The organism is Acuticoccus mangrovi (assembly GCF_016411865.1).
Taxonomy (GTDB): Bacteria; Pseudomonadota; Alphaproteobacteria; order Rhizobiales; family Amorphaceae; genus Acuticoccus; species Acuticoccus mangrovi.
Window position 1 is genome coordinate 1 of sequence record NZ_JAEKJA010000004.1, and the last position, 9,024, is coordinate 9,024.

Consider the following 9,024-nt stretch of genomic DNA (forward strand, 5'->3'; position numbering starts at 1 on the left):
ATCATCATCCGATGGTGGTGCTGATTGAGGCCGCAGCCTAGGGGCGGACGGACATGAGCGGCGAGCGTGGCGAGCGGACGCCAGACGTGCTTTCGGGGCTTTTCCCAACCGGCGAACTCCGGAAAGCGCGATCCTCAATCCCGCAGAAATTGCGCGATCAACGCAGTTGCAGAGCGCCTCGGCCGCACGTGAGTGAGGTCGGGGCGCTTTAGTAGTCGAACGGGCGCCCGTCGCCGCCGAGGGGGTTGGGCGTCGCCGTGCGCCGCGTCCAGTAGAAGGCGGCGAGGATGATGGTGACGCCGGCGAGGAGCACCGTGAACACCGTGTCGATGAGGGCCGTCTGCGACACCTCCCAGACGAAGAGGCTGGCGGCGGCCTCGAGCAGCGCCGCCGCGGCATAGACCAGCGCCCCGGCGAAGCGCCAGCCGACGCTGCCGCGATGCGAGACGATCCCCACCACCGCGACCGCGACGAACAGCGCCGCGAAGGCGATCCGCTGGGTCAGCGAGGCGTCGGCGCCGAAGATGGCAGCGGGCGAGACGAGGGCGAGGAGCGCCATCGCCGCATAGCGCAGCCCCACCATGACGAACAGAATGGTCCCGAGCGCGATCTCCATCACGCGGCTGGTGGTGGCCGGACGGCGCCGACGCCAGACGGTGAGCCCGCCCAGGAGCACGGCGAACGGCACGAACAACAGCGCATCGGCGAGCGCGACGGTGTAGAGGGGCGAGGGGACGCTCACGCGACGTTCGTTTCCTATGCTCGGGCCGCGAGACATGTCCGCCGGCGCCGTGGATGGGTGCGGCATACCGGCCGCCAAGCTGGGGGTGCCATGTTTTACCGCCCTGGGAAAGGGCGGCAACTATGGACTTATGGCGCGGGCCGACGCATTTTTCCGCGCGAACGAGGAAGCGTGCCATTTTGAACCTCATCTCACGACCGCCGGACTGCGTTCGCTACCGTCCGCCGCTTTTCGACCCCTCCTTCCCCTACATCGTGTTCTGGAGCCAGAAGTCGGGCTGCACCAGCGTGGTGAAGTGGTTCTTCGCCCAGCTCGGGCTGCTCGAGGAGGCGCTCGCCCACAGCCCGTGGATCCACGACTACGAGGGGCAGGTCTTCAAGAAGCGCCCCAACTACCGCAGGGATCTCATCGCAGCCCTCAAGAGCGGCGACTACAAGACCATCAAGGTCACCCGGGACCCGATGGCGCGGGCACCGAGTTCGTTTCTGGTGCTGGCCGAGCGGGGGGCGATCGTCACCCACCGCTGGCACTGGGTGCAGACCCACTGGGAGAATGTGGACGCCTGGCTCGCCGCCCGCGGCAAGGACCCCGCCGAGGGCATCAGCTTCGTCGACCATCTCGCCATGGTGGAGGAGCTCGAGACCGCCGAAGCGCAGTCGATCAACGCGCACCTTTCGCCCCAATTCATCCACGGGGAGGAGGAGTTCGTGCAAGAGATCGTGCCCATCGAGCGCTTCGCGGCGTGGACGGCGGCGGCCGCGACCGAGCCCGGCGTCCGGGCGATCGACTATGGCAGCCTCGCCGATTCCCGCCATCACCATCGCGTGGTCGCGGCGCGGACCGAGGCGCTCGGCGAGCGGCCCGAAGCCATGCCGATCGTGCGCGGCGCCTATGCCAACGGCGAGTTTCCCGCCGCCTCCGTCTTCATCAACGAGCGTTCCGAGCCGCTGATCCGTCGCGCCTACCGGCTGGACTTCGAGGCCTACGGCGCCAATTACGGTTGGGCGGCGGTTTGAGGGCTGCTCCCCTTTGAATTCGGTGGGGATCGGCTGGTAGCGTCCGCGACATGACGTTCCAACCGGAAGCAAACCCGATGGCACTTCGCAACAACGCGCTCCTTGCCGGCGCGATCTTCGTCACGGCGGCCGGTCTGGTCGGACCGGCGGTGGCCGACGATGCTCTCTGCGACCTTAATCGCCCCGTGGTCTTCGGCGGCCTCGACTATGGCTCGGCCGCCTTCCACACCGCCGTCGCCCGGCTGGTGCTGGAAGAGGGCTACGGCTGCGAAACGGAGGCGATCCCGGGAACCACGCTGATCCTCAACCAGGGCCTCGGGCGCGGCGACGTCGACGTGATCATGGAGGTTTGGACGGCGAACACCGCCCAGACCTTCCTCGATGCGGAGGCGGCCGGGAAGGCGGAGCGCCTCGGCACCACCTTCCCCGACGCGAAGGAGGGCTGGTACGTGCCCCGCTATCTCGTGGAGGGCGAGGGGGCCGAGGCGCCGGGCCTCAAGAGCGCCGAGGACCTCGCCGACTACAAGGCCCTCTTCAAGGATCCGGAGGAGCCTGAGCTCGGGCGCTTCCTCAACTGCGTCATCGGCTGGCAGTGCGAGGTGGTGAACACCAAGAAGCTGCACGCCTATGGGCTCGACGACGACTACACCAACGTGCGCGCGGGCTCCGGCGCGGCGCTGGAGGCGGCGGTGGAGTCGGCCTATCTGCGCAAGCGTCCGGTGGTCTTCTACCACTGGGAGCCCACCTGGCTGCTCGGCAAGTACGACTTCGTGAAGCTCGACGAGCCGCCCTTCGACCAGGCGACATGGGACAAGATGATGGCGGAGGAGGACCCCGACGTCGCCACCGCCTACCCCACCACCAAGGTGGTGATCGGCGGCAACGTGGCGTTCGGCAAGGACGCGCCGAAGCTGCGCGAGTTCCTGCTGAAATACGGTACGACCACCGCCGTCACCGGCGCGGCCCTCGCCTACATGCGCGACAACGACGCCTCGCCGGAGGAGGCCGCGCGCGTCTTCCTCGCCGAGGACAAGATCGACTGGCGGCCCTGGATGCCCGAAGCCGCCGCGGACCGCCTCGCCGAGGCGCTGACCCAATAGCGTTCTGCGCCACGACGACGGGGTGGGCGCGCGCCCACCCCGTTCCACCGTCATGACGACTCGTGTCCGATCATGTTCGTCTTGTGATTTGCGTATTCACTTTAGCATTCGGCTTTCGCGCGGGAGTATTTCGCATTCGATGGATCGCGAATTGGTGTTTTAGTGGCTCTTAGCCGGTGAAATAATTGAGCGATCGAATCGCGCGTCGCGAAATCTTGGCTTGCTCCAGGGTCCGATTCGCGATCGTGTCGGCGCTATCCTTTACATATCGGGATCTCTCTCTATACTGAACGAACCAAATCTCACTGCGCCCAGTGCGGTCGCGGTGGAAAGCCTATTGTCCGCTGGGTTGACGCGACGGCCGGATCGGCCGTGCGGAGCCGCGCCTCGAGGGTCCCACGGCCCGGTGCGCCGCCCGGTGGAACGAAAACAGGGAGAGCCAACTTGAAGAAACTCATCCTCGCGGCCGGCCTCGTGGCCGCGCCGGTCCTCGTCGCGTCCAGCGCCGCCATGGCTCAGGCGGACTGCGACGGCATCGACCGCCCCGTGGTGTTCGCCGGCCTCGACTGGGACTCGAACTCCTTCCACAACGGCATCGCGAGCTTCATCCTGAAGAACGGCTACGGCTGCTCGACGGAGTCGATCCCCGGGTCCACCATCCCGCTTCTCAGCGGCATGGCCCGCGGCGACATCGACATCACGATGGAGATGTGGATCCCGAACGTCCAGGAAGCCTGGGACAAGGCCGAGGCGGACGGCGACGTCGCCGAGATCGGCGTGAGCTATCCCGACGCGACACAGGCCTGGTACGTGCCGAAATATCTCGTCGAGGGCGACGACGCGAAGGCGCCGGACCTCAAGTCGGTCTCCGACCTGCCGAAATATGCCGAGCTGTTCGCCGACCCCGAGGAGCCGGGCAAGGGCCGCTTCTACAACTGCATCCTCGGGTGGGGCTGCGAGGTGTTCAACACCAAGAAGCTGCAGGCCTACGGTCTTCTCGACAGCTTCACCAACTTCCGCCCGGGCACCGGCGGCGCGCTCGCCGGCGCCATCGAGTCGGCGATCCTGCGCAAGCGCCCCATCGTGTTCTACTACTGGGGTCCCACCTGGGTGCTCGGTAAGGTCGGCGACCAGATCGTCCAGCTCGAGGAGCCGGCCTACGACAAGGCGATCTGGGACAAGCTCGCCAGCACCCCGGTCGAAGAGGTCGACGAGAGCTTCGAGGCGACAGAGTATCCGACGATCAAGGTGTCGATCGCCGTCAACACCGACTTCGAGAGCGAGGCGCCCACCATCGTGGAGTTCCTGAAGAAGTACCGCCTCGACGCCGCCACCGTCAGCAAGGCGCTCGCCTACATGCAGGACGAGAGCGCCACGGCCGACGAGGCCGCCCAGTGGTGGATGGCGAACAACGAGGACATCTGGACGAAGTGGGTCCCGGCCGACGTCGCCGAGAGCGTCAAGTCGGCGCTGTCGTCGAGCTGAGCGCCCGCCTGCGGGGAACCCGATTGTCGCCGTGCCGGTTCGCTGGCACGGTGAACCCCCGCGGAGGCCCGAACTGAGATGGAAGACTATCTATTCCTCGGCGAGCGTGTCGGCTCCGCCATCCGCAACGCCACGAACACGTTCGTCCGCTTCCTCGTCACCAACTACGGCGACGCGTTCGAGGCCTTCTCCAACGCTCTGCTGCGTCCCCTCGTCTGGCTCGAGGGGGTGCTGCGCGACAGTCCCGCCATCGTCATCATCATCGCGGTGGGGCTGCTCGCCTATCTCGCCTCGCGGCGCATCGGCCTCGCCGTCGCGATGGCCGTGGCGCTCTGGTTCGTGGGCACGCTCGGCCTGTGGACGCAGGCGATGCAGACGATCGCCATCATGATCGTCGCCGTGGTGCTGTCCGTGATCATCGGCATCCCGGTGGGCGTCCTGACGGCGAAGTCAGACCGGTCACGGGCGATCATCAATCCGATCCTCGATCTGATGCAGACGATCCCGAGCTTCGTCTACCTCATTCCGGCGGTGATGCTGTTCGGCCTCGGCAAGATCCCGGCGGTGCTCGCCACCGTGATCTACGCGACACCGCCCCTCATCCGCCTCACCGATCTCGGCATCCGCCAGGTTGACCGCGAGGTGGTGGAGGCGAGCCGCGCCTTCGGCGCGAGCCGCTGGCAGATGTTGACGGGGGTGCAGATCCCGCTCGCCATGCCCTCCATCATGCAGGGCATCAACCAGACCATGATGATGGCTCTCGCCATGGTGGTCATCGCCTCGATGATCGGCGCGCGCGGGGTGGGGCAAACGGTGCTGCTCGGGCTTCAGCGCAACGACGCGGGGCAGGGGCTCGTCGGCGGCATCGCCATTGTCGTGCTGGCGATCATCTTCGACCGCATCAGTCAATCGGCCGGCTCGCGGGCGCAGAAGCACCGCCATCTCGCCCAGTAGGAGCCGCGTCCCATGTCATTGATCGAAGTCGAGAACATCACCAAGATCTTCGGGCCGCGGCCGCAGGAGGCGATGGCCCGCTACAAGGAGGGGCTCTCCAAGGAGGAGCTCCTCGCCGAGACCGGGCACACGCTCGGCCTCGCCGACGTGTCGCTTTCCATCGAGAAGGGCGAGATCTTCGTGGTGATGGGCCTGTCGGGCTCCGGCAAGTCCACCCTCATCCGCCACTTCAACCGGCTGATCGACCCGACGGCGGGCCGCATCCTCGTCGACGGCACCGACGTTCTGAAGATGTCGCAGCGCGAGCTGCAGGCCTTCCGCCGCTCCACCATGAGCATGGTGTTCCAGCGCTTCGGGCTGATGCCGCATCGCACCGTGCTCGAGAATGTCGGCTACGGCCTCGCGGTGCGCGGGCTGCGCAAGAAGGACCGCCTCGAGAAGGCGATGCACTGGGTCGAGATGGTCGGCCTCAAGGGCTACGAGAACCAGTATCCGACGCAGCTTTCGGGCGGCATGCAGCAGCGCGTGGGCCTTGCCCGGGCGCTCGCCACCGACGCCGAGATCCTGCTGATGGACGAGGCCTTCTCCGCGCTCGACCCGCTGATCCGCAGTCAGATGCAGGATCAGCTGATCGAGCTGCAATCGGAACTCGGCAAGACCATCGTGTTCATTACCCACGACCTCGACGAGGCGCTGCGGATCGGCGACCACATCGCCATCCTGAAGGATGGTCGGCTGAGCCAGGTGGGGACGCCGCCGGAAATCCTCCTGAACCCCGCCGACGACTACGTGGCGGCGTTCGTGCGCGACGTGAACCGGGCCCGCATCCTTACGGTGGACGTGGTGATGCAGCCGCCCAAGGCGCGCCTCACCGGCGAGAACATGGCGCGGGCGCTGGAGGAGATGCGCCGGCTCGGCGAGCGCTACGGCTACGTGGTGGACGATAAGCGCTACCGCGGCGTCGCCACCGAGGAGAGGCTGGCGGCGGCGGTGAAGAGCGCCGGCGACGGCAGCCTCTACGACTACGCCGAGCCGGGGCCGACGCTGACCGCCGACGCGGTGCTCGAAACGGCGCTGCCGACGACGCTCGAGAGCGACTATCCGGTGCCGGTGGTGGGCGAGGACGGGGAGCTCGTCGGGGTGGTGTCCTCCCGCCAGATGTCCTCCGTGCTCGCGCCGCCGAAGCGCAACGACGGCGACGACCAGAAGCTCGCCAGCTGATCCTCGCCGCCGTGCCCGGCGTTCGGGACGGAGGGTCGGCCCGGTTCGCTCGCCGATTCCGGTGAAGGCGAAAGCGTTCTAGACTGTGCGGGGCGGGTCGCCGTCCTGGCGGCCGCCTTGTCGGGATGCGCCGTTGTGATCGACCTTTCCGCCTTTCCCAGCTACGCCGCCGCGACGATGGGCTTCCGATGGTCCGTCCCCGCGGCGTTCAACATCGACGATGCGTGTTGCGGCGCCTGGGCCGCGCGCGAGCCGGACCGCACCGCTCTCGTCCTCGCCGATGCGCGGGGCGCCCCGATCGAGGTCTCCTTCGCCGCCCTCGATCGCGACGTTGGGCGGATGGGCAACGTGCTGCGCGAACTCGGCGTCGGGCGAGGCGATCGGGTCGCGATCTATCTCGGCCAACGCTACGAGACGCTGCTCACCCATCTCGCCCTCTATCGGATCGGCGCCGTGGCGCTGCCGCTCGCCGCGGTGTTCGGGCCCGACGCCATCCGCTACCGCATGGAGCACGCCGCGACGGAGCTGATCGTGGCGACGCGGGCGGGAGCGGAGCGGATCGCCGAGCTCGGCCTCACCGTCCTGTCGGTCGACGGGCCCGCGCCGGGGGCCGTCGACCTCATGCCGCTGATGGAGCGTGCGTCGGAGCGCTGCGCCCGTGTCGCGACCGGTCCCGACGATCCGGCGATGATGATCTTCACCTCCGGCACCACTGGCCAGCCGAAGGGCGCGCTGCACGGCCATCGCGTGGTCATCGGCCATCTGCCGGGGGTGCAGATGCATCACGACCTGATGCCCGCGGCGGGTGATCGCCTATGGACGCCGGCCGACTGGGCGTGGGCGGGGGGCCTCCTCAACGCGCTCTTGCCGGGCCTCATGATGGGCGTTCCGGTGGTGGCGCAGCGCAGCGAGCGCTTCGATCCCGACGAGGCGCTCGACTGGGCCGAGCGGGCGGGCGTGCGCAATGCCTTCATTCCGCCGACGGCTCTCAGGATGATGCGGGAGACGCGGCCGACGATCCGGCTTCGCTCGGTGGGGTCGGGGGGCGAGCAGCTCGGCGCCGCCACCTCCGACTGGGCGCGCACCCATCTCGGCCTCACGATCAACGAGTTCTACGGCCAGACGGAGTGCAATCTGGTGCTGTCGAGCTGCGCCCGGTGGGAGATCGCGGCGCCGGGCGTCATCGGCCGGGCGGTGCCGGGGCATCGGGTCGCGATCGTCGATGACCACGGCGCGCCGGTCGCCGACGGAGTCCAGGGCACCATCGCCATCGCCGCGCCCGATCCGGTGATGTTTCTCGGCTACTGGAACAACCCGGCGGCGACGGAAGAGAAGTTCCGCGGCCGGTGGCTGATGACGGGCGATCAGGGGGTGATGGGGCCGGACGGGGTGGTCTTCGTGGGCCGCGACGACGACGTCATCAACTCCGCCGGCTATCGGATCGGTCCGGGTGAGATCGAGGATTGTCTCGTCGGCCATGCTGCGGTGGCGCTGGCGGCGGTCGTGGGGCGGCCCGACCCCGTACGGGGCGAAGCGGTGTCGGCCTTCGTCAAGCTGCGCGACGGGCACGCGCCCTCGGACGCGCTCGCGGAGGACATCCGCACCTACGTGCGCGAGCGCCTGTCGGCGCACGAATATCCGCGCCATGTGGAGTTCGTGGCCGACATTCCGCTGACGACGACCGGCAAGGTGATCCGCCGCGCCTTCCGCTGAGGCGAGGCGGCGGCGGGATCAGTTCTTCGTCGGATCGTCGGAACGGCCGCGCGAAGCGGGCCGGCCGTTCGGCGACCCGCTGCCGTTGGGCTTGGCCGCGGCCGGCTTCGTCGTCCGCTTGGCCGGGGGCTCGTCGGTGCGCTTCGGCTGCGCCGACTTCACCTGCGACGGCGTCGCTTCCTTCGGCTTTGCCGGGCTCGACTTGGCCTGGGCCGGCGCCGGCTTGGCCTCGGCAGGCTTCGCCTGCGCGGGTTTGGCCTGGGCCGGCTTCGCCTGCGCCGGCTTTGCTTGCAGAGGCTTTGCTTGCGCAGGCTTGACCGGCGTCGACTTGGCCTGCTCGGGCTTCACCTTCGCCGGCTTGGCGGGGGCCGGCTTGATCGCGGCGGACTTGACTGCGGCTGGCTTGGCCGCGGCCGGCTTCGGTTGGGTCGGCTTGGCCGTGGCGGAAGCGGTCGACGCCGGGGGCGGGCTCGCTTCGGCCGCCTTCGGTGTGTCGGGAGCGGCCGGTTTCGCCTTGTCGGACACGCTCTCGCTGGCGACCGCCGCCTTGGCGGCTGCCGGCTGAGAGGCCGTCGGAGCGGGAGCGGACTTCGGCGCTTCGGTAGGCTCGCTCGTCGTTGTGGCCACGTCGGCAGTCGGTGCCGCGGCTTCAGAAGAAGCGGGCTGCGAAGCCGGCGCCGCATCGGTGGCGGACGCCGCCGGGGCCGGCGTCGCCTTTACCTCTGGCGTCGCCTTTACCTCTGGCGTCGCCTTTACCTCTGGCGTCGCCTTTACCTCTGGCGTCGCCTTTACC

General features: G+C 68.4%; 7 protein-coding genes and 1 pseudogene. 6 read left to right on the forward strand and 2 right to left on the reverse strand.

Going from position 1 to position 9,024, the window contains the following annotated elements:
• Positions 1-208: 208 nt before the first annotated feature.
• A complete protein-coding gene (locus JCR33_RS06625; protein WP_198881262.1) occupies positions 209-742 on the reverse strand; it encodes a hypothetical protein in 534 nt (177 codons plus the stop codon).
• A 179-nt stretch (positions 743-921) separates the two neighbouring features.
• Between JCR33_RS06625 and JCR33_RS06630 the strand changes: the two genes are divergently transcribed.
• The 6 genes from JCR33_RS06630 (at position 922) to JCR33_RS06655 (ending at position 8,231) form a co-directional block, all read left to right on the forward strand.
• Positions 922-1,758 carry a hypothetical protein gene (locus JCR33_RS06630; RefSeq protein ID WP_198881263.1) on the forward strand — a complete coding sequence of 279 codons (837 nt, stop codon included), beginning with the start codon at positions 922-924 and terminating at the stop codon, positions 1,756-1,758.
• A gap of 77 nt (positions 1,759-1,835) precedes the next feature.
• Positions 1,836-2,858, forward strand: a complete 1,023-nt coding sequence (locus tag JCR33_RS06635) for an ABC transporter substrate-binding protein (protein WP_198881264.1) — start codon at positions 1,836-1,838, stop codon at positions 2,856-2,858.
• Positions 2,859-3,302: 444 nt separating this feature from the next.
• Positions 3,303-4,343, forward strand: coding sequence for an ABC transporter substrate-binding protein (locus tag JCR33_RS06640; protein WP_232372405.1), 1,041 nt, complete (start codon positions 3,303-3,305; stop codon positions 4,341-4,343).
• A 78-nt stretch (positions 4,344-4,421) separates the two neighbouring features.
• Positions 4,422-5,297, forward strand: coding sequence for an ABC transporter permease (locus tag JCR33_RS06645; RefSeq protein WP_198881265.1), 876 nt, complete (start codon positions 4,422-4,424; stop codon positions 5,295-5,297).
• A gap of 12 nt (positions 5,298-5,309) precedes the next feature.
• On the forward strand, positions 5,310-6,518 hold the full coding sequence (locus JCR33_RS06650) for a quaternary amine ABC transporter ATP-binding protein (RefSeq protein ID WP_198881266.1): 1,209 nt from the start codon (positions 5,310-5,312) through the stop codon (positions 6,516-6,518).
• Between the two features lie 177 nt (positions 6,519-6,695).
• Positions 6,696-8,231, forward strand: a complete 1,536-nt coding sequence (locus JCR33_RS06655; RefSeq protein ID WP_198881268.1) for an AMP-binding protein — start codon at positions 6,696-6,698, stop codon at positions 8,229-8,231.
• An 18-nt stretch (positions 8,232-8,249) separates the two neighbouring features.
• Here JCR33_RS06655 and JCR33_RS25250 read toward each other — a convergent pair.
• A pseudogene (locus tag JCR33_RS25250) lies at positions 8,250-9,024 on the reverse strand (hypothetical protein); the annotation flags it as partial.

Bases quoted from the DNA above. Each gene is read 5' to 3' on its own strand.
- JCR33_RS06655 (WP_198881268.1), top strand. From the start codon at position 6,696: ATGGGCTTCCGATGGTCCGTCCCCGCGGCGTTCAACATCGACGATGCG.
- JCR33_RS06650 (WP_198881266.1), top strand. From the start codon at position 5,310: ATGTCATTGATCGAAGTCGAGAACATCACCAAGATCTTCGGGCCGCGG.
- JCR33_RS06635 (WP_198881264.1), top strand. From the start codon at position 1,836: ATGGCACTTCGCAACAACGCGCTCCTTGCCGGCGCGATCTTCGTCACG.
- JCR33_RS06645 (WP_198881265.1), top strand. From the start codon at position 4,422: ATGGAAGACTATCTATTCCTCGGCGAGCGTGTCGGCTCCGCCATCCGC.